The following is a 20,955-nucleotide window of genomic DNA, read 5'->3' as shown; positions in this document are numbered from 1 at the left end:
CCTGCGTCGAACGAGACGACGGTCATTGCCGGGCCGACATCGGTTCACCGTCGTAGCGTTGAGCCGTGACTCCACGCTTGTCTATCGCCGTCCTGCTGGTGTGGTGGATCGCGGCAAACTTGGTTTCACTCTTGGTCTAGTTGGGATGGCTCTGGTCATGGATGCGTCCACGTCGACCGTTCCGGAACTCGCCGCCGAATTCGGTGTCAGCCCCAAGACGATGCGGGCGTGGATGCGGCAGCAGGGCTGGCGGCACTCCGCGGAACTCGGCAACCCGTGGATGCTGACCGCCGAGCAGGTGGGTCAGCTGCGGGCTCGATTCGCTGCGTCTACGGCGCCGGCATCTGAACTGGTCGTGGCTGAGGACAAGGGGTTTGAGTCGCTGACGGTCGGCGAGCTGCTGGAGATGTACGGCCGGGTGCTGGCGGAGCTTCGGCTGCGCCGCCTCGTGCGGACGAACAACGCGCCGATCGGCGACCTGGCCGAGTACTGCGCGGCTACCGTGTATGACGGGGTCCTGGCTCCGAACTCGGAGAAGTCGTTCGACCTGACCGCTGTTGATGGAGCGATGGTTCAGGTCAAGGTCCGACTGATCCGGATCGGCGCCAGCAAGGCCGCGGTCTTCTCACCGATCCGGTCGTTCGATTTCGACGCATGCCTGTTCCTGCTGGTCGATAACGAGAGGAATACCGTCCTGGCCGCTCGTGAGTGGACAACCGACCAAGTTCGAGAGCATGGCCGGCATCGAGCGCATACGAACGGGACCGTGGTCCGGGTCGCACAGGTCCTGGGGGACACGAAGATCGGGAATGACCGGACCGCAGAGTTCGATGCCGCGTGGCAGGGGCTGCTTGCCCGGCGCAGATAGCGACGGCGGTCTCACAGCGCTGGGCTGGCTCAGCCTGGCCACGCGTCACCGTCGTCAGTTCATCCTCGGGTGGATCTCGTGATCGAGGAGTGTGCCGGCGTGGCCCAGGAGGGTGGCCTGGCCGAGCCGCAAGGGCCAGCGTGGGTCCACGCCCCGAGGATCGAGGTCGCGAGGCGGGCGTTCAGTGCTGCTCGATCCGCGTCCCATGCCGCGTTGTCCGAAAGGTCCCTGGAGGCCGGGGGCGTAGGCCGGCGTGACATCGGGGGCTTCATCAGGATGGCGTCCAGGGTCTTGCCAGATGTCTCGCGGGTCATCTCCACTTGGGTGTGCCCAGATTGTCGCGTTGGGGGATGCTTGGGCTCGAGGTGTTCAGGCTGATCGAGGAGATATGGATGCACCCGCCGGCGCTGTACTACCCCTTCATCCATGTGCGGGACGAGGACTGGCTCAAGACCGCTGCCCTCTACTGGCCGGCGATCCACCGCCTGGTCCCTAGAGGCCACCAGATCCACGACACGGCAACGGCCCACGAGTTCGTTGAAGCCGGCGTGCTACTCGCTGAGGACCCGGACCTCTACGTCCACGAAACACAGTCAAGCTTCACCTCGGCCCTCCGGAGGAACATCGATCAGCTGGAGTCACGCTTTCACATCGGCGACATCCCTTACTCGGGCTATGTCGAGAAGCTGGGCTGGATCCACGTCCAAAAAATCCCGCCGATGTTGCTCGACATGTTCGTAGCCAGAAGGCTGGCAGTCCGGGGACGGCCTGACATGGGTCTTCGGACGCTCCGCTCTCACTCGCCCGGCAGCGAGTGGGTCGGGTTCCACCCTGCGGTTGCCGGTGCGTACATGACCGCGCTTGCCGGGCACGTCAGCGAGCAAGGCCGGTTCCAGCCGCTCACCGACGCTCAAGACCTTCGCCGTGCGGTCCCGGACCCAGACGCTGAAGCCGCTCTGCGGCTGCTGACCGGGGCACCGGGACCCGAGCCCGAGCTAGCCGAGGAGTACATCCTGCTGGCCCTCGAGACTGTCCTACCCACCAACCTCGCAGGGGTGCACGCCGAGTCGATCCTCCGGTGCCGAGAGAAACTGCAGGGCGAACTCGATGCATTTAGGGCATATGTCGACGATCAAGTCGAAGAGCTCAGGCAGATCGCAGCTGTGCCTGCGGAGCATCGGCGGCTCGAGGAGTTCAGTAGGCATGTGCAGGGAACGATCGAACGGCCGCTGCGCGAACTTGAGCAAGGGTTGCGGCTGCACAAGCTGGAGACAGTCCGATCGCTTCTTACGACCTCGGCCTATGCACCTCCTGCCGCCGCCGGTGCTGGCCTGGCGTATCTCGCTGAGCCGACGGCCACAGTGGCCGGGTCGGTAGCTGCCGTGATCGGCAAGGCCTGGTGGGACGTGCGGCAAGAGCGCAGCACCATCCGCAAGGACTCTCCGGTCGGGTACCTCCTCGACGTACGCCAGCGCTTGACGCCGGCCACAGCCAGCCGGCGCTTCAAACGCTTCTTCCGACGAGACAGATGAGCTCGGGCACCAGACCCGTGGTGTCAACGCGTGGCCTGCGCAAGGCGGGATGAGAACGGCGAGGCGGGCGCCTCCTCCTGGCGGGCACAGCCGCGGGGTCGCAGTCCCGCGGTCTGCTCGGTCGCGGTGTGAAAGTCCCATCCGACGCCGCACCGCGGTGAGGGCCTGCGCTGCGAGAGCTACGCCTCGGGTACACCAGGGATGGAGGCGGGTCTGGCGCTACGGTTCACCTCGTGCTCCACGCTGAAGATGTTATCCAGGTCGACGTTGTCACTGACATTTGGACCGACGCGTTGCTCCCGCTCGTCGCCATCGTGATCTCGGTCGGCACATTGGTTTGGACCATGCTCGATCGCCGCCGTGATCGTGCGCGGATCAAGATCGAGACCTCCATCGCCTACGTGGTCGGCGATCCCCAGCAATCCGGTCCGCTCGTCTCTATCGAGTGCACAAACGTCGGTCATAGCGGAAGCACCATCCTCAAGGCCATCTACTTCCTCGACCGGCGACATGGCGGCAAGCTCTGGATCCTGGAACAGCACGGTGGGATGGGCTTGACCGGTCCGAACCGTCATTCGGAGATGCCAGTTCGGCTCCAGCCTGGAGAAGGCGCCTACCTGCGGACCTCGCCTGACCGACTAGCGGCCGCATGCCTCGCAAACGGCATCCGCACCGAAGACCTGCGAGTCGTCGCCGAGACCGCACACGCCGACTTCGTCTCACGACTACACGCGGGCATTTCAGCAGAGATTCGCCGAGCTCTTGACAGCCTGCCGCCCGTTAGTCCCGGCTGACGCTCGACGGACTCCCTTGTTCACTCGCGTCTCTGTCATCTGGACCGCCCAAACCCACTGGGCTGAGGTCAGGCAACTGGTGAGCTCGGTTGATCCTGTCCGGGGCTGAGTGTGGCGAGCGGCGGTCTTTCAGTGCGACGGCCTGCGGCGCGTGCACGCAAGTGCATTCCGGTGTGGTGCATGACGATCAGGGCCGGTGCGCTCCTGCGATGTCGCTGGCGGCTTGTGGCGTCGCGATGATCTCGCTGTCTGGGTCAGGTAAGCGCGAATGTCTCGGTTCGTCCATTTGCGATTAGAGCTGTACACGTGGGACTGCCTGGACGACTGTGACGCGTCAGGGACGGGGGCGCGATTTCGGACTGTCGCATCGCTAGCAGGTGCTGCACCGGCGTGCGACTCTGTCGCCATGATTCCGCACACGAACCTCGAATGCCCGTGGGATGCCCACGAGCGTCCTTTCGAGGGGCGTCCGTGCAGGTCAGGGCAGTTTCCACGGTTTACACCGTGAAGGTGTTGGGCTGACGGCGTCGTTGTCCCCATGGTCATTTCAGTCGTCCGCTTAGTTGAAAGCAGTTCGCCCAGCAATCAGTTCGGCCCAGTGACCTTCCAGCCCGACGACTGTTGGGCTGACGTGAGACACGGCAAGGGCTGGAAGCGACGGTCGATGTAGCGACGGGCCTCCCCGGAGAGGCGGTTCACAGTCTCGATTGATTCCGGTGGAGCGGACACCTTGATGTTCGGCAGGCTCGTCATTCGTACGTTTGGTTGATAACACGGGGGTCAAGCCCTGGAGCAACTCTGTCTCGGTGAAGACCTCTCGCCAGGATCGGATCCCGTCGTAGCCGGTCCGTACACGTGCGGCGCGTGCGTTGCCTTCCTGTGACTGGGCCGCCTGGATCGTCTCGCTGATGGTCTACTTCAGGTTGCTGATGTTGTCCCAGCGAGGCCCGGCCGCGCGGGCACATGTCACCTTGGCGACCTCGTCCCACCCGCAACTATGTTCCTTGGCCCGGCCCGCACCCTCGGGGCATGGTCCCGCGTACTATCGCCGCCAACTTCTGCCGCCACCATCCGTCCGAACGTTCTTGTCGCTCACGCCCGACGCGTGCGAGGGTCGCCTTAGACTTCGCGACCCGCCTGTTCTTGGGGTTTCCGCCGAAGCCGGCCCGCAGCAGCTGTTCGAGTGCTTCGGGTTCCCCTCAAGCTCGCGCTTCCTCAGGTCCCGGCGCAGTTCCGGTAAGTTCCGGCCGGTCAACGGGTCCGTCTTCAGGCGGTCGTGTGCTTCGCGATTCTCGTCGGCCGCTATCCCGCGCGCGGGCCACACATGGTTCGGCACCGAGGCGAACCAGCGCCCGCACTCTGCGCACTGGACCTTGTCCGTCGTTTTCGCCCCGTGCGTCACCATCCCTGCCGTTTCTCCTGGCGGGAGCCGAACTGACGAGCCGGCGCGGAAGCGATCGACGAGGGCTCGGCGGGGACCGTGGACACCCGGCAATGATGGTGGGAGCAGAGAGGCCTCCACCGACTGCTCTGGATGCAGCGCGGTCGTTGCTCCGGCGCTGGATTGCCGTGAGTCTCTCTCGGAGGCTCCCCCGCTCCATCGCCAAGCCCCTGCGGGACGTGGCATGGTGTCGAACAGACGTATTCACCCGGTTTGCTACTAGTGCGAACTATGCACGATCTGGTCTGATCCTCTCTGGATTGCGTGAACGTTCCTTTGCGAGGGGTTGGGACTGTGAGTGCTGGTGGAGTGGGTCGAGGCGTGGCCCGTACGAAGGTGGGTACGGCGATCGTCGTCTCGACAACGTTGCTAGCAACTCTCAGTGTGGGCGAGGTGGCCCGTGCGGATCAGGTCTTGCCTGTGGATGGGCCGGTCGAGTGCGTGGACGTGCTTACCGAGGATGGCGTTGACCCGGTCCAGGTCGCGAGCCACTGTGGGCACGACGTCGAGGTCGCCGCCGCGCGGACACCCTGGGACACCTACATCGTCCAGCCGAACGGGCAGATCCGATGGGAGTCCAGCACCAAGGCAACACGCACCAAGGTCCACGGGCAGTGGGAGCCCATCTCGAGCGCGATCGTCGCGGACCCGGACGGCGGGCTGACGGTCGCATCCGGCGTGTACGACATCGACCTCCACGCTGCGACCCCGGGCGAGCCGTTCGCAAGCCTGTCGGACCCGTCGGGTACGGCCGGGGATGTCGGCTGGGACAACCTTGTGGGCGAGAACACCGCACAGCCCGTGGGCGACCGTCGCCTGGGCCTGACAGTTCCGTTCGGACTTGGCCAGCCGGTCGTTGATCCGGTCGTCGCTTCACGAGTCCTCTTCCCCGTCTTGAGCACCGATGGGACGCCGATCGATGGGGCCTCTGTCGTGGTCACGGTCGAGGACGACGGAACGGGCCTGCTTCCGATCCTCAAGCTGGACTCCGTCGAGGACGCGAACGCGGTGACCGATGCGTCTCAGACCGGGGAGATCGGCTTCGGGGTCGAGGCCTTCGGGGATATGGCGATCCAGCCCGCGGACACGATCGACGCCGGCGACGGCAACCTCGTCACCGATGGTGTCTTCAACGTCGTCGATCCGACAGTTGAGTCCGCCGACGGAGATGTGGGTGTGACGGTATGGTCCGGCGCGCGCAGCCTCCAATGGGACTCCTCGGCAGGCGCACCCGTTGATGCTCCCACCGCACGGTCCGCTTCCGTGGATACCGCGGGAGCCACGGAAGACGCCGACGACCGGCTGCTGGCTCCGGTCGATGGCGACCTGGTCGCGCCGATGGACGTGGCGATCGCCGCAGACGGTGACTCGGCGACAGTGACTGCGGATGAGTCGATGTTCACGGCACCGGGCGCCACTGGTCCGTTCTACGTCGATCCGCAGATCAAGGGCTCGCTCCATGAGTGGACGGCGATCAAGAGTGGCTGGCCGTCGAGCTCGTCTTCCTACAAGTTCACCGACGACGAGGGTGTGGGCCGGTGCCCGACCTCGATCAGCTGGCCGGTCTGTGACCGGACGAGTGTTCACCGGCTGATGTTCGAGTTCTCTATGTCGGGGCTGCCGGACAACGTTGATGCAGCCGACGTGTCGAGCGCGAAGTTCAGCGCTTTCGGGAGTCATGCCTACGACTGCGTGAACCGGTCGATCGATCTTTACAAGAACGGGATCAACGTCATTTCGTCCTCGACCAGCTGGGACACCCGGGGCATCTGGTCAGTGTTCCTCTCTCGCCAGACCACGACGCACCGAGCAGCATGCCCGGACGCTTCGCAGAAGCCGCGGCGGATCTACTGGACCGCGACGAGCGCCGCCAAGGATGCGGCAGCGGGCGACTACGACTACCTCACCCTTGGTCTGCGGGCGCTGGACGAGACCGACGAGGCTGCGTGGAAGCGGTACACGGCCACAACGTTGGATGGTGTGGAGCATCGGGCGATGCTCGTGGTGACGTTCAACCGGCCGCCGTTCACGCCGTCCAAGGCGTCGATGAGGACCAAGGCCTCGGCGACAGATGACGAGCTTGCATGCGTCACCGTGGCGTCGGATGCGACACCGATCCGGACCCAGAAGCCGTACTTGCAGGCGCAGGGCAGCGACCCGGACGGCGCGGACCCGTGGAACCAGACGGTTTCCATGAAGTTCATCGTGGTGGACAACGCGACCAACGACGTGCGGTGGGAGTCGGGGTGGACGAGTACTGCCGCGGGCGGATCCACTCATCGGGTACAGGTGGGCAAAGTCCTCTCGTCGCAGCGCATCTACAGGTGGCGGGCGCAGGCGCGCGACTCGACCGGGCAGGTGACCGGCTGGTCCGACGACGCATGCATGATCCGTCCCGACACGACGGCGCCGAATCCGCCGATCGTCAGCTCGAACCTCTATAAGGAGTACCCGGCAGGAGTCTTTGGCGGGATCAACCAGGGCAGTACCTTCACCTTCCGCCCGGACGGGTCGAGCGACGTGACCGCATACAAGTATTCGTTCAATGACGGTGAGAAGTCGGGTTCACCGGCAGCCACCGCGGACGGGTCTGCACAGGTGACATTCGCCCCAGGCGCACCGGGGCCGAACGCTGTGGACGTCTGGGCCAAGGATTCTGCTGGGCTCTGGTCACCAGAGCCACAGAGGTACGAGTTCTGGGTGGGCTACCCGGCGCGGGACGGGCTGTGGCACCTGGACGAGGCCACCGGCCTGACATCCCAGAATGACGTCACAACCGGCGAGACTGCTGGCGACCTGACGTTGAGCTCGACCGGTCTGTGGCAGAACGCAAACGGGACACCGGCGCTGGGCGCGATGCGTGAGCTACGCAACGATCCTGGTGACGTCAACGACCATGCGCTGGTCTTCGACCAGGACACTGATGTCGTGCGGTCGCAGGGGCCGGCGGTGGCGATCGACAAGTCGTACACGATCTCCGCGTTCATGAAGGTCCCCGCTCCCGGGGCGGTCGTCAGCGCGGGCGCTGCGGTGTCCCAGGAGGGCGAGAACCGGGGGTCTTTCCATCTGGGTTATTCGACGGACGGGAGCTGTCCGGATGGTGAGCCGTGCTGGGCGTTCTGGGTGAAGGACGCTGACACCACCGATGCGGGGCACATCGCCGTCCGGTCGGACACCAACGTGGAGCCGAACACCTGGGTCAACGTCGCAGCTCAGTACGACGCGACGACGGACAAGCTGAGCATCAGGGTGTGTGACCCGAACGCTCCGTTGGACACCCCCGAGCCCATCGTGTCCACTGCGCTCAGTCCGTTCTCATGGACCGCGACAGGACCTCTCCGGCTCGGTTCCGGCATGCGTGCGGGTGCTGTCGAGTACCCGTTCCGTGGGTACGTCGATGATGTGCGGGTCTATCGAGAGCCCTTGTTCAGCGACACCGATGCCATGAACGCGATCTGCACGGGTGCACCGGTCTCGTGAACCACGACAGAACCGACCGCCGTGCCACCCGATCGACCACTGACCGTGCGGACCTTCCAGGGGAGACCATGAACCGAGACGCAACTCGCGCGCGCCGTCAGGCCCGTGCCGCCGAGGCTGTCGCGGCAGCGCTTGCGCTTGTACTCCTGATGCCGGTGACGGCGCCGGCCGCGGAGCTGCCTGGTCCGAGCGTCGAGGAACGGCAGGCATGGAGCCCCGAGGAGGCTGCCGAGCACGACCGCGAGTTCGCCGGAGATGTCGAGCTGTCCGACCCGTTGCCGGCCGATGAAGGAGCCGGCCAGGGGCAGGGACCCGATGCTCTCGAGGTGGACGTTCCGGGACCGCGCATCGACAGTCCTCCCATCCCTGTCACTGCGGGCGAGGCGACGATGGAGATCCCGACGCAGGGCGGCGACCCCGCTCTTGCGGACGTGGGTGGGCTTCCGGTCCAGCTCGAGTCGGTTTCGACGGACGACGCCGCGACCGGCGTGCTGCAGGTTCGGACTCTCGAGCAGCCAGCTGCAACCGCTGTGGGTGTGGCAGCACTGTTCACCGTGGAGCAGGCCGCGGAGCCCGGCACAGCAACCTCCGGTGCGGTCAACCTTGGCGTGGACTACGAGGGCCTGACGGGCGGAAACACAGAGTTCGGTTCGCGGCTTCGGCTCGTGGAGCTGCCGGCCTGTGCTGTGTCGACGCCGGAGGTCGCAGACTGCCAGACCCAGGTGCCGTTGGAGGGCCAGGCGAACGACCCGACCAACGCGCAGCTTGGCGGTGTTGTCGATCTGACGGCTGAGCAGGCTCTGCTGTCACCTGACGCCGCAGAACGTGCGGCCACTACGGAAGAGGCGACCGTGCTCGCGGTCGCGGCGGGCAACAGCGGTTCGGAGGGCGACTGGGGCGCGACCTCGCTGTCGGGGGAGGCCGCCTGGGAGACATCGGGGTCCTCGGGCTCGTTCACCTGGTCCTACCCGTTCCGCATGCCGGGTACGGCTGGTGGTCTGACACCTGAGATCTCCCTGGCCTATGACTCGGGCAGCGTGGACGGGCGGGTCGCGTCGACGAACGCGCAGACGTCGACCGTCGGTGAGGGCTGGGAGCTGGACGCAGGTGGGTATGTCGAGCGCAAGTTCGTGCCATGCATCGACGACCAGGCCAACGTGGGCGGCAGCGCACCGAACAACGCGACCCACGACACGGGCGATCTGTGCTGGAAGAGCGACAACGCGACCCTCGTGCTGGGTGGCAAGGCCACCGACCTGATCAAGGACAAGACCAGCGGCCAGTGGCGTCTGGAGTCGGACGACAACACGAAGGTCGAGCACCTTAACGGCGGGTGGAACACCGACGACGACAAGGAGTACTGGAAGGTCACCACGAACGACGGGACGCAGTACTGGTTCGGGCGGGACAAGCGCAGTTCGACCGACACCGCGGAGCTGGAGTCGTCGTGGACCGTGCCGGTGTTCGGGAACCACGCGGGCGAGCCGTGCCACGACACGACGTTCTCGGGGTCGTCCTGCGACCAGACGTGGCGATGGAACCTGGACCACGTGGCCGACACCTCGGGCAACACGATGACTTACTACTGGACCCACGAGCAGAATGCGTACGGCCGCAACAACAACAGCATCGGTGACGCGTACATGCGGTCGGGGTTCCTGGACAAGATCGCATACGGCAACCGGGCGGGGAATCTGACTGCGAATGCGCCTGTGGTGGTGAACTTTACCTACGCCGAGCGTTGCATCCCGACAAGCACGTTCGACTGCACGACGTTGAACGCAGACACCCGCACGAACTGGCCGGACGTACCGCAGGACCGCCTGTGCTCGATCACGGCCGAGAAATGCGAGGGACGCACCGCACCGTCGTTCTTCACCCGCAAGCGGCTGATCACGGTCGACACGAAGATCCTGCAAGCGGACGGCACGTACCGGCCGGTGGACGAATGGGCGCTGTCTCAGTCGTTCCCCGACGCCGGTGACGGGATGGATGCCCTGTGGCTGGGGGAGGTGACGCACAAGGGTGTCGGCGGAGGGACGGACGTCCCGCTGCCGGCGACGCAGTTCGGGTCGGTGCAGAAGCCCAACCGGATCGCGACCCCGACGGCCGGGAAGACGGCGATGAACCGGATGCGGATCGGTGAGATCCGCACGGAGTCCGGGGCGATGATCACGGTGACCTACACGGGTGCCGACTGCACCGCGGGAGGGACGTTCCCGACGCCGGAGACGAACACGCGCCGGTGTATGCCGGTGTGGTGGACGCCGGAGGGCGCCGCGGCTCCGGTCATGGAGTGGTTTCACAAGTATGTGGTGACCAAGGTGTCGGAGGACCCGAGGGACGGCGCCTCGGACCCGAAGGTCACCTCCTACAACTACGCCAATGCCGCCTGGCGGTACACCGACGACGAACTGACGCTGAAGAAGCATCGGACCTGGTCCACATGGCGTGGGTACGGAATCGTCAGCGTGTACACGGGTGACACCGTGCGCAACCCGGACATCGTCCGGACCCGGACAAGGTACCGGTACTTCCAGGGCATGGACGGCGACCGGTTGAATGCCACCGGTGGCGCGAAGGATGCCACGGTCGACGGGTTCGACGACCTGGACCAGTGGGCTGGTCAGGTGCGCGAGGAAGCCGTCTACAACGACGCTGCGGTGGTGTCCTCTACCAAGACCCTGCCCTGGCGTTCGGTCTCGACGGCGGAAGACGTGGACGGGGACAAGGCGTTCCACACCGGTACCGCTGAGGTCGAGACCACCACCACCGCACCGGAGCGCGCGGGTGGAGACCTGGTCACCCGGGTGGTGACGACCAACGATCCCGAGTACGGCGTGCCTACAACGGTCAGCGACTACGGTGACACGGACGACCCGTCGGACAACACCTGCACCACCACGACCTACACCCGCAATCTCACGGAACACATCCTGGATACCGTGCGGCGGGTCGAGACGAAGGACGTCCTGTGCTCGGCCGTCGCGGCTCTCCCGCCCGACGAGGTCGTTGACCATGTGGTGTCTGACCAGAAGTACGCTTACGACGGCGGCACCATGGCCACCGCGCCGACGGCGGGGTTGGTCACCCTGACGCAAGAGGTCCGCGCGTACGACGCTGCGGGGAGTCCGTCCGACTACGTGGACGTGGAGCGCACCACATACGACGCGTTCGGGCGCCCTGAGACGTCCACCGATGCCGCGAACAACGTCACCACCACCGAGTACTCCACCGTGCAGAACCTGACCACGGGCACCAAGGTGACCACTCCCGACCCGGACGGCACCGGGGTGTTGTTGACGGCACACGAGACGAGCACGGTCATCGACCCCGCTTGGGGCACCCCGACCAAGGTCACCGCCCCGGACGGTCGAATCACCTCGGGTGCGTACGACGCTCTGGGCCGGCTCACCAGCGTGTGGGAGCCGGGCCGGGTGCAGGGCACCAACACCGCGACACGGACCTATGCCTACACGGTGCGGTCCACCGGCGTGAACGCGGTGACCACCAGCACACTGAAGTACGACGGCAGCGGGTACATCACCTCGAACGCACTGTACGACGGTCTTCTCCGTGAACGACAGAGCCAGGCCACCAGCGCCTCGGACCTGACCACCGGCCGGGTGATCACCGACACCGTCTACGACACCCGCGGGCTCGTCGTGGTGAACAACCATGAGTGGCACACCACTGGTGCGCCCTCCACGACCGTGCTGTCCACGTCCTCGGCCGTTCCCGGCCGAACCCTGACGTCCTACGACGGTGCGGGTCGGGTGACCTCGGAGCTGTTCCAGGTGGACGAGGACGCCGAGTCCACCGACAACGGGACCTACATCCCGCGGTGGACCACGACCACGCAGCACCTGGGCGACCGGGTCAAGGTCGACCCACCCACGGGCGGGACACCGACCACCACGATCACCGACGGACGTGGTCGAACGGCGGAGCTGCGTCAGCACCTCGGGGCCGATCCCTCGACTTCGTTCCAGGCCACGAAGTACACGTACGACGGGGCCGACCGGCTCCTTGGTGCGACCGACACGGCGGGTAACGCCTGGTCGTACAAGTACGACCTGCGCGGGCGCCAGGTCGAGGCTTCCGACCCGGACAAGGGCGTGACCGCGACCACGTACGACGTTCTCGGGAACGTGACCACAACCACGGACGGGCGCGGGCAGATCCTCGGATACACCTACGACAAGCTGAACCGGAAGACTGCACTCCTTGCCGGCGGCACCAGCGGCACCGTGCGGGCCAAGTGGGCCTACGACAAGCTCGCGAACGGTACCGTCGCAAAGGGGCAGCTCGCGTCTTCCACACGCGTACAGGCCGGCATAGATATCACCACGACCGTGAACGGGTACGAGATTCATGGGCAGCCGACCGGCACGACAGTCACGATCCCGTCAACGGTGGGAGGCCAGGACCTCACAGGCGTCGCCGGAACGTACACGACGTCATACACATACACCGCGGACGGCCGACCTGACCTGACGACCTTGCCGGCTGGCGGGGGGTTGCCCGCGGAGACGGTCAACATCGCATATGACGCCGCCAACCAGGCCTCCGGGCTGGACGCCGGCGTGCGCGGCCTGTACGTGCGTTCAGCCGACTACGCACCCACGGGCGAGATGGTGCGGATGTCGCTGGGGAACACGTACGCGAACGTGGAGAACCGGGACTACCAGTTCGGCACGAGGCGTCTGATCGGGTCAGCCGTGGTGGCCGAGCAGGCCGACGGCACCGCACACGATGTGCGGCATGCGGCGTTCACGTGGGATGACGCCGGGAACCTGACCAGCGCGTTCGACACCCCGGCAGCGAATCTCGGCGGACCGGCCAAGGACCGGCAGTGCTACACCTACGACGGGCTACGGCGGCTCACGACCGCGTGGACCCCGGACACCGCAGGCTGCTCGACCGCGCCGACCGTGGCAGGGCTCGGCGGAGCGGCACCCTACTGGCAGGACTACACCTATGACGCCGTGGGGAACCGGAAGGGGAAGGTGGAGCACTCGTTGCCGGATGGCACGGCGGCACGTACCAGCGCCTACACCTACCCCACCGCGCCGGCCGGTACACCCGTTGTGCGGCCGCACGCCGTGTCCCAGGTGACTGCTACGGGTCGGCAGGCCGGCACAGCGCAGTTCTCCTACGACAACGCCGGCAACATGACCGGCCGGGAAGTCGTCGGCAGCCCGGACCAGAAGCTGGTGTGGGATCCGGAAGGCGAGCTGGCCACCGCCGCAGAGGACACCAGCGGCGATGGCACCGTGTCCGACGCCGAAACCGCCGCGGGAGACAAGTACGTGTACACCGCCGACGGTGACCGACTCCTGCGAACCCAGGACGGCAAGACCACGCTCTACCTCGGCACCACGGAGCTGACGGTCAACCACTCCACCGGGGCCGTGGTCGGGCTGCGGTACTACACCTTCGCCGGCCAGGCCGTGGCGGTACGCACGGGGCTGGACTACGCCACCGTCTCCAGCATCTTCTCCGACCGGCACGGCACGGGCGAGGTCCAGATCCCCAACAGCACCAGCAGCCGCACGCACCGGTACACCGACGTGTTCGGCGCCCCCCGCGGGGCCCAGGCCGCCAGTTGGACCGGCGACCACGGGTTCCTTGACAAGTCAACCGACACCACGGGCCTAACGGCTATTGGTGCGCGTATGTACGACCCCTTGCTGGGTAAGTTCATTAGCGTGGATCCGGTGATGGACCTGGCGGACCCGCAGCAGTGGGCGCCCTACTCCTACTCGAACAACAACCCAACCACCTGGACCGACCCTACGGGCAAGCGCTACGAGGAGTGCGGAACCACCCACAACTGCACATACAACACCAGTGGAAACGTCACCAACGCGACCAAGAAGAAGCCTCAGCAGAAGGCGACGATTTGGGACACGGCGTCGCGTCTAAGGTCCTCCTGGGGCCGATACACATTTGGGTGGTGGCGGCCCCCAGTGATCGCCCGTCCGGTGGACACCAGGCAACGTGCGATTGCCGACATGAACTTCGCCAAGATGCAATTGGCCAAAGCGAACGCTGCCATGGCATTGGAACGCAAGGCTGAAGTGGAGCGGGCGGCGGCCGCGGCGCGCGCCTTGGAGGCGTGGAATTCTGGCATGAGCGGTTCAGGGCCTGGCGCTGGTTTCGCAATGGGTAGCCTGGCGGGGCAAAGCGTCAAGTCGCTGGAGCTGACGGGCGGAGTATGTGCCGGCGTTTGTATCGACGTTTCGGCGGGCATCGATGTCGACCACGGGAGGTATGTGTATGTTGGAACCGGTGTCGGAGTCGACTATGGTTGGAGCGTGGGTCTTGGAGGAACTACCGGCGTAACCCCGGGCTGGTCTTCCGGGATTTCAGGATCGGCGTCGTTTGGTCCTGGGGTGAGCGTATCCGGCGAGTTCACTAATGATCCGGGATTCAGCGTAAATTCGGCCGGCATAGCCCCAGGGCGAGGCATGCGATTTGGCGCCCACTTTACGACGGGATATACGTGGGTTGAACGCTAATGGGATCTGATTAGGGAGGTGTAATTCATGCACCCTGTGATTTTCGTCGCTGCTTCAGTGTTAATCGTTGGTGGGATACTTGGTATTCTATTCAATAGAAGGATTGACCGCTGGTCGGAACTGAAGGGGAAGAAGCCGATCCCTCGCTTCTTTCGCCAGCCCATGGAGTCGGCGTTTGGCACGCTGAGTGAAAATCGGACCACTCTGAAGGTGGCGATAGGTTTTCTATTAATGGGTTGTCTGATGATGTACTTCGGGCCGGTCGTATCGTAGTTCGATCTGCCCTATGTCGACGTAGAGCGTATGTGTGAAATCTTCCTAAGTAGAGTTCATCCACATGGCCGGAGGTCATGGCAAATCTTGCAGCGGAGGCGTTCCGTCATGTTGGGCCATGGCTATTCGAGTTCAGTGCGAGTACTCGCACTCTGGATGGTACTGCTCACCGGTCTGGTATCGGGGTGCGCGGCCAGTGGGGAGCTGCGCGCAGAGCTGGAGGAGGTTCGGAGCGCTCTCATCGACGTAGGGTTCGACGACGCGGGCGTGCATGTCGGACGCCTTGAGGGCGGTAAGGTGTCTGAAGATGTCGTTACGGTTGTGCTTGTTGGTGGTGGCATGGCTAATGAAGACGCTACCCAAGCGGCGGCACGTGTCGTTTGGGATGAGTTACCGCTGCCGTTTGATACGCTCGTCATGGACTATAATGGGCAGAGTTATCGACTCGAGTACCGCGAAATTGAGAGGCATTTCGGACCAAGGCCGGACGGCCTCGACGATATCTCGATTCGCGATGCCATTGGCGAAGAAGCGCAGCTCCTGGTTGGACTCCTTGCAGCATTCGGTCTATTCGTGCTTGCGATATTGGCGGTTCTGATCGTCTGGCGAGCCAGGCGTCATGCTGAAAGGCGTGCGAAATCACCACCCGCGTAGGTTCTAGCCTCGATCATTCACATGGTGGGTAGCCCGGCCTGACGGTTTCGTCCGATTTGGTGGTTGGCGCGTGTTGGGCATGGTTGCTGTGCGCGTGTCGCTGCGTGCGCCGGTTCCGGCCGGGGTCGTGCGGTCGCTCCCTTCCGGGGCTCGTGGGGGCGTCGTTGGCCTGGTCAGGTCACGGTGGGCAGAGCGGACAGGCGCTGCCAGGCGGTGGTGATCGCGTCGGTGTTCGGGTGGTCGCGGTCGAAACGCAGCCAACTTTTGCGGGCGTGGTGGGCCAGGCGGGCGGGCAGTCGGTAGACGAGCTCGCGCATCGTGGCTGGTTCAGCGGTCGCGAGGAGCGGGTGGTCGTGGAAGGCGAGCAGCCGGGTCCAGACGTCGAGGTCGCGGGCGATCCCGGTCAGCAGGATCCACGCGGTGTTGATCCGCCAGGACGCCGACGGCAGCAGGCCCAGGCCCGTGGTCTTCGCGGCTCGGACGTGGTCTTCGACGACGGCGTGGTGGCGGTGCAGGACGTCGAGCCACTGCGGCTGGTTCGTCCCGGGGATGCCGCGCATCCGGTTGATGTTGGTCGCGGTGACCGCGTATTTCCAGCCCGTGGCCTTCTCCAGGGCGGTGATCTTCCCCGCGGCCTGGTCACGTGGCGCGATCGGGACCCGCCGCACGATCAGCCGCATCGTGGTCGGCCAGCCGGGTCGCTTCGTCAGTCCGGTCAGCTCGGCGACATGCCCGTACTCCGACCGGGTCTCGCCGGGGGTGTCGTCGTAGTGGATCGGCGCGACGATGGCGCCGCCCTGGTCCAGGTAGGGCACCCACGCGCGCTCGGGCAGGGCCTTGATCGCTGCTTCCTCGACGCTGGTGATGGTCCAGCCGATCATCCAGGCCACCCGGCGGCGGGTCGTGCCGAGTCGTTCCAGGTGAGCGATCGTGTCGTGGGACGCGCCGGCGCCGTCGATCCCGAGCAGCAGCTTGGAGTGCTTGCCCCCGTCGGGGATCTGGGTCAGGACCTCGTCCAGGACGGTGATGTGGTCGGTGGCCGTGTTCGAGCCGGCATTGCCCGGCCTCGGCAGGATCGACAGGGTCTCGCCGGTGTTCGCGATCCACCCGCCGAGGTGGTGGTGCCCGAACCCACCCTTGTAGGTCCCCGTCGCGTGCTGCTTACGGGAGTGGCAACCCACGACCGTGGCATCCAGGTCCACCACGACCCACCCGTGAAGCCGTTTACCGCCGATTTGGAGCCAGGGGAACCCGCCCGGGCGCGCGGCCAGCATCCGCCACACCGTCCTACGGCTCCTGGCCCGAGCGCGCGACAAGCGTTTCAGGGCCCGCTCGTCGATGGAGTCCAGGGTCCGCCACAACGTCGAGTCCGACCCGCACGACCCGAACGTCCCAGCGTGATGAGCGAGCATCCGCTCGACCTGGGACAGGTTCCTGGCCCCCACGGCGATCGCCGACGCCGCACCCACCAGCACGGCCCCGCGGCAGATCCGCTCGACCCGCCCCGGCCCGAACACCTGCGCGATCCGGCCGGTCAGGCCGACGACGTCGGCGGTCTTACGCAGCAGCACCACACCCGCGTTCGCGACCAGTCCTTTACCGTCGGCGGTCAGTTCCAAACGCGCGTCCCACGCGGTAGTCTCGCCCACCAGAAAGGTGCTCCGATCCTCAGCCCGACACAGCCTTCGACAAGCCGTATCGCGCCAGGTCAGAGCACCTTTCCCATGCCAGGACCCACCTCACCCACGAAGGATCGAGGCTAGCCTCGGCCACTCACTTCAAGGAGTGTTGAACCACCCACAAAAGCATTTTGTTCAGTCGCCGGTCGCCGGTCGCCGCCGCGTCGCGATGGTGATGGTCGCTCCGGTTGCCCGAGGGGCCACTCTCCAGGACAGGCGTGTGGACCACAAGGGCCCGCGGGCCATCATCGTCGGTCGCCCCGTCAAGCGCTGAGGTCCGGCGGCAGCCGGAGGGAGCCGCGTCGGGTGCGAAGTGCTCTGGTGGGTTGCGGTTCAAGTCGGTCCACGGGTCGTCCACGCGAGAGGGTTTCAGGCCCCGGAATCCTCAGTCAGTCCTCGGGGTCGTCGACCGGCAACGCCCGCGGTTGACCGTCGTTGCCTGGTGGGCGAAGATGGCTCGGGAGGGCAAGAATCCGCAGCATTCTGCTGTTTCGAGCCGCTCACCAGTGCTATCGCACGAACCCGCCGTGATTCCCCTGGAAGGCTGGGAAGATTCGAGCCGACCTGAGAAGGCCAGGGATTCGAGACCGCTCGCCCCCCTGTGACGAACACTGCTAGCCCAAGTGAAGTCGGTGCTCGGCCCAGAGTCGCGCGCCGTGCATTGCGCCCTCCCGATGCGGACTCGGGTACTCAACAGCCAGACGCCGCCACTGGCCATATGTGGTTGCTGCGAAGGTTGTGAGCGCACCCGATGTAGCGCTGGAATGCCGCATGCCCCAGGTGCTGGACACGAAGCATTCGGCATGTTCTGGTTCGTGCCCTTCGCCGATCAGCCGGGTGACCAGCAGTGCGGCGTCGACCCAGGGTGGTCCGGTCCGGGACCAGGCCCAGTCGATGACATGCACATGGTCGCCGGTGACGAGCAGGTTGAGCTGGTGGATGTCTCCGTGGACCAGAGATTCCCCCAGCAGGGTTTTCGGCACGTCGTTGTCGAACTGGATGAGCAGGTCCAGATGCTTCTGCTCCCACGCACCCAGCTCGTCGACGTGGTGCTCCGCGAGCCATTGCCAACCGGCAAGTCGTGCGTATCTCTTGCGCAGCGGCGCCACGCCAGTGGCAGGGCTCGGAGTGAGTTGCTGGGCGAGTCGTGAAAGGGCGTCGACCACCGCCGGGACGTCGGGTGATCCGGGTGTGAGGTCGGCGTGCTCGCCGGGCACGGTCTCGTACCCGGCGAGCAGCCATCCCTCGGTGCGCACGACCCACAGCAGTCGCGGTGCCTCACGCACCGCGTCTCGCAGTCGGGCGTTGATCTGGATCTCGTGCTCGTGCACCGTCACCAGCCGGTCGTAGTCGGGGACACCCTTGACGAACACCGTCCCGCCGGCCGTGTGCAGGAACGCGGCGAACGTCGAGTTACGCCCCGCAGACGGAGCCTTTGCACGCAGCACCGTCCCGGTCTCCGCCTCGACGGCGCGGCGGAGTGCTGTGGGCAGTTCCTCCCATGAACGGCGGTGCATCATCTCTCCTTGCGGCTCTGTCCCTGCGTGGTCGGTCAGGGTGCGGTGGAGCTGGTGCAGCCCTGGTGGCACTGGGAACAGGCGACCGAGTGCGCCGTGGGCCACAGATCCGTGTCGACGTAGAACCCGGCGGCAGCGATGGCGTCCACGGTGTACTGGAGCGTCTCGTGGGCGCCCTCGCCGTAGGCGGACGGGTCTTCTGGGTCGGTGGGCACGTGGTGCAGGAACCGGCCCGCGATCTGGTCGCAGAACGCAGCGTAGTCAACCGTGTGCAGGATGAACTCGTGCCACCCCGGGTCGACTTCGTCCGACGGCGACAAGGGTCGGCCCTGGTGGGTGGCTGTGGTGCCCAGGAACGCCAGCGCCTGGTCCACGACCCGTGCAGCCATGCCCAGGTCGTGGTCGTGGTCGTGCTCGGCGGCGACACGCTTCGTGAGCTTCTGGAACAGCGCTCGGTCCACGAGCGACCTTCCCTCGCGCAGGTCATGTGCGGTGATGGTGGTCATGTGCTTCCTCCTCGTTGTGCGGGGTAGTGCTTGTACCTGCACCCGCCAGGGGCGGGCCTGCGGCCGGGCAGTGGTACGGCTGCCCAGCCGCAAGATCAGGGGCGAGCGGTTACAGGCCGCTCAGGGGTAGCTCGAACCCAGCCGGGCCGTCACCGATCACGCTGCGCCACTGCGCGCGACGGCGGCCCTCGTCGCCACGGGGATAGGGCATGCCGGCGTCCAGGGCAGCGGTTTCGATCGCCCGCATCGTGACCCCGACGCCCGACGGGATCGGGGCGTGCCTGACCCAGCGCCCGTCCTGGAGTGCCCAGGCTTCGCACTGGGCCAGGTCCGGTCCGCTGCCGTGCCACACCCGCAGCACTACCGGTCCGGGTGCGGTGCGCTCGGCGGTGACGATCTGCGCGGCCAGCGACGACAGCGTCCGGTCCACGGTCGGGACGAGCGAGGCCAGCACGGGCAGGACCCCGGCCTGGTCAATGCTGCTAGTGGTCTCACTCGCGGCGCTGCGGACGATCGCGGGCGCCTGCCCCATCGCGACCGAGCGTCCGGCCCAGGCCAGCATGTCCAGGTCATTGACACCGTCACCCACCGCAACCGTGCGACCGGCGGGGATGCCGAGGTGGGTGCGGATGACGTCGAGCGCGAGGGCCTTGTTCACACCCGGAGCGGTCACATCGAGCCAGTCCGGACCCTGCGGGCCCGCGGTGGCCCCCGTGGCACGTAGGGCGTCGGTGTAGCGACGGATACCCGGTGCGGTGAGTGCGACCCGGGTCGCGGGCTCGGCCATCAGGTCAGCCAGGAGGACTGTCTTCTGCTGACCGTTGAGTTCACCCGGCTCGAAGGTGCCGCTGGTGCGCCAGCCCCACCCAACGTCCTCCACGGCGACGCGCACGGACGGTGCCACGTCGAGAGCGCGGCGGATCACGGGCGCGGGATCGAAAGTATGGGCCTCGACCACGTCATACCCGGACGGCGCGGCATGGTCCAGGCGCACGGTGAGCGCCCCGTTGGAGCACACCGCCCACCCGTGCGTCAGGCCCAGCCTTGTCGCGATCGGCAACAGTCCGGTCAACGACCGGCCCGAAGCGAGCACGACTTTATGGCCTGCTGCACGCACCAGGTCCAGGGCCCCAACCGTGCCCGCCGGAACGCGCCCCTCACGGTCGACCAGAGTCCCGTCGATATCCAGCGCGACCATGGCGCGCGTGCACGTGGTCGTCGCCGTGCTCATCGGGCCACCACCTGACGCAGGACCGACCGCACCTGTACCTCCAGGCCGTCGCGCTCACCGGTCCATAGCGTGTGGCCGGGAACGAACATGCGGTGGTCCAGGGGCAAATCGCAGCCCAGGGCACGTGCGATCTGCTCACCGTGGTTGAGATTCACGGGTTGCAGGCAGATGCGACCTCGGGTCAGTGTCACGATCTCGATGTGATCCGAGCCCACAGTCCGTACAGCCTCGGTCGCGACGCGCATTGCGTACGCGAGCCGATCAGCATCTCCTTCGTTGCGGTGTTGGCTGTAGCTTGTCGTGGCGTCCTTCGTGGCCACGCCTGCTCTGACGTGGCCGACGTCTGTCGGGCGGCTCGTAGTCATCACGGCGATTCCTTGGGGTCGGTGGTGAGAGTTCGACCACCGTCGCACCCGGCTGGTGACCCACACACCTGTTCACCAGGCCGAGGGCCAC

11 protein-coding genes are annotated in these 20,955 nt (G+C 66.0%); 6 read left to right on the top strand and 5 right to left on the bottom strand.

All coding sequences use genetic code 11. The features are described from left to right. Positions 1-58 precede the first annotated feature (58 nt). From ACIPN7_RS08095 to ACIPN7_RS08070, 6 genes are all read left to right on the top strand, one after another. Complete coding sequence (locus ACIPN7_RS08095) at positions 59-868, top strand: hypothetical protein (protein ID WP_400539856.1); 810 nt, start codon at positions 59-61, stop codon at positions 866-868. 350 nt (positions 869-1,218) lie between these two features. After that, positions 1,219-2,400: a DUF6236 family protein gene (locus ACIPN7_RS08090; RefSeq protein ID WP_400539854.1), complete on the top strand. Its 1,182-nt coding sequence runs from the start codon at positions 1,219-1,221 to the stop codon at positions 2,398-2,400. A 233-nt stretch (positions 2,401-2,633) separates the two neighbouring features. Continuing rightward, positions 2,634-3,194 carry a hypothetical protein gene (locus ACIPN7_RS08085; RefSeq protein ID WP_400539852.1) on the top strand — a complete coding sequence of 187 codons (561 nt, stop codon included), beginning with the start codon at positions 2,634-2,636 and terminating at the stop codon, positions 3,192-3,194. 1,762 nt (positions 3,195-4,956) lie between these two features. Continuing rightward, positions 4,957-8,115, top strand: coding sequence for a LamG-like jellyroll fold domain-containing protein (locus tag ACIPN7_RS08080; protein WP_400539850.1), 3,159 nt, complete (start codon positions 4,957-4,959; stop codon positions 8,113-8,115). A gap of 68 nt (positions 8,116-8,183) precedes the next feature. Next, positions 8,184-14,639 (top strand): RHS repeat domain-containing protein, encoded by a 6,456-nt coding sequence (locus ACIPN7_RS08075; RefSeq protein ID WP_400539848.1) that lies wholly within the window; start codon positions 8,184-8,186, stop codon positions 14,637-14,639. Positions 14,640-15,068: 429 nt separating this feature from the next. Then, on the top strand, positions 15,069-15,566 hold the full coding sequence (locus ACIPN7_RS08070; protein ID WP_400539846.1) for a hypothetical protein: 498 nt from the start codon (positions 15,069-15,071) through the stop codon (positions 15,564-15,566). Between the two features lie 173 nt (positions 15,567-15,739). Here ACIPN7_RS08070 and ACIPN7_RS08065 read toward each other — a convergent pair whose 3' ends face one another. The 5 genes from ACIPN7_RS08065 to ACIPN7_RS08045 form a co-directional block, all read right to left on the bottom strand. After that, positions 15,740-17,185 carry an IS1380 family transposase gene (locus tag ACIPN7_RS08065; protein ID WP_400539844.1) on the bottom strand — a complete coding sequence of 482 codons (1,446 nt, stop codon included), beginning with the start codon at positions 17,183-17,185 and terminating at the stop codon, positions 15,740-15,742. 674 nt (positions 17,186-17,859) lie between these two features. Next, positions 17,860-18,765, bottom strand: coding sequence for an aminoglycoside phosphotransferase family protein (locus ACIPN7_RS08060; protein WP_400539842.1), 906 nt, complete (start codon positions 18,763-18,765; stop codon positions 17,860-17,862). Between the two features lie 32 nt (positions 18,766-18,797). Beyond that, positions 18,798-19,268, bottom strand: a complete 471-nt coding sequence (locus ACIPN7_RS08055; RefSeq protein ID WP_400539840.1) for a glycine-rich domain-containing protein — start codon at positions 19,266-19,268, stop codon at positions 18,798-18,800. 109 nt (positions 19,269-19,377) lie between these two features. Then, positions 19,378-20,499 (bottom strand): HAD family hydrolase, encoded by a 1,122-nt coding sequence (locus tag ACIPN7_RS08050; RefSeq protein WP_400539838.1) that lies wholly within the window; start codon positions 20,497-20,499, stop codon positions 19,378-19,380. Beyond that, complete coding sequence (locus ACIPN7_RS08045; protein ID WP_400539836.1) at positions 20,496-20,864, bottom strand: hypothetical protein; 369 nt, start codon at positions 20,862-20,864, stop codon at positions 20,496-20,498. The genes ACIPN7_RS08050 and ACIPN7_RS08045 overlap by 4 nt, the downstream gene beginning before the upstream one ends. Between the last annotated feature and the right edge of the window lie 91 nt (positions 20,865-20,955).

Source organism: Promicromonospora sp. NPDC090134 (genome assembly GCF_044746965.1).
Taxonomy (GTDB): Bacteria; Actinomycetota; Actinomycetes; order Actinomycetales; family Cellulomonadaceae; genus Promicromonospora.
This window is presented reverse-complemented; position numbering and strand designations above follow the sequence as displayed.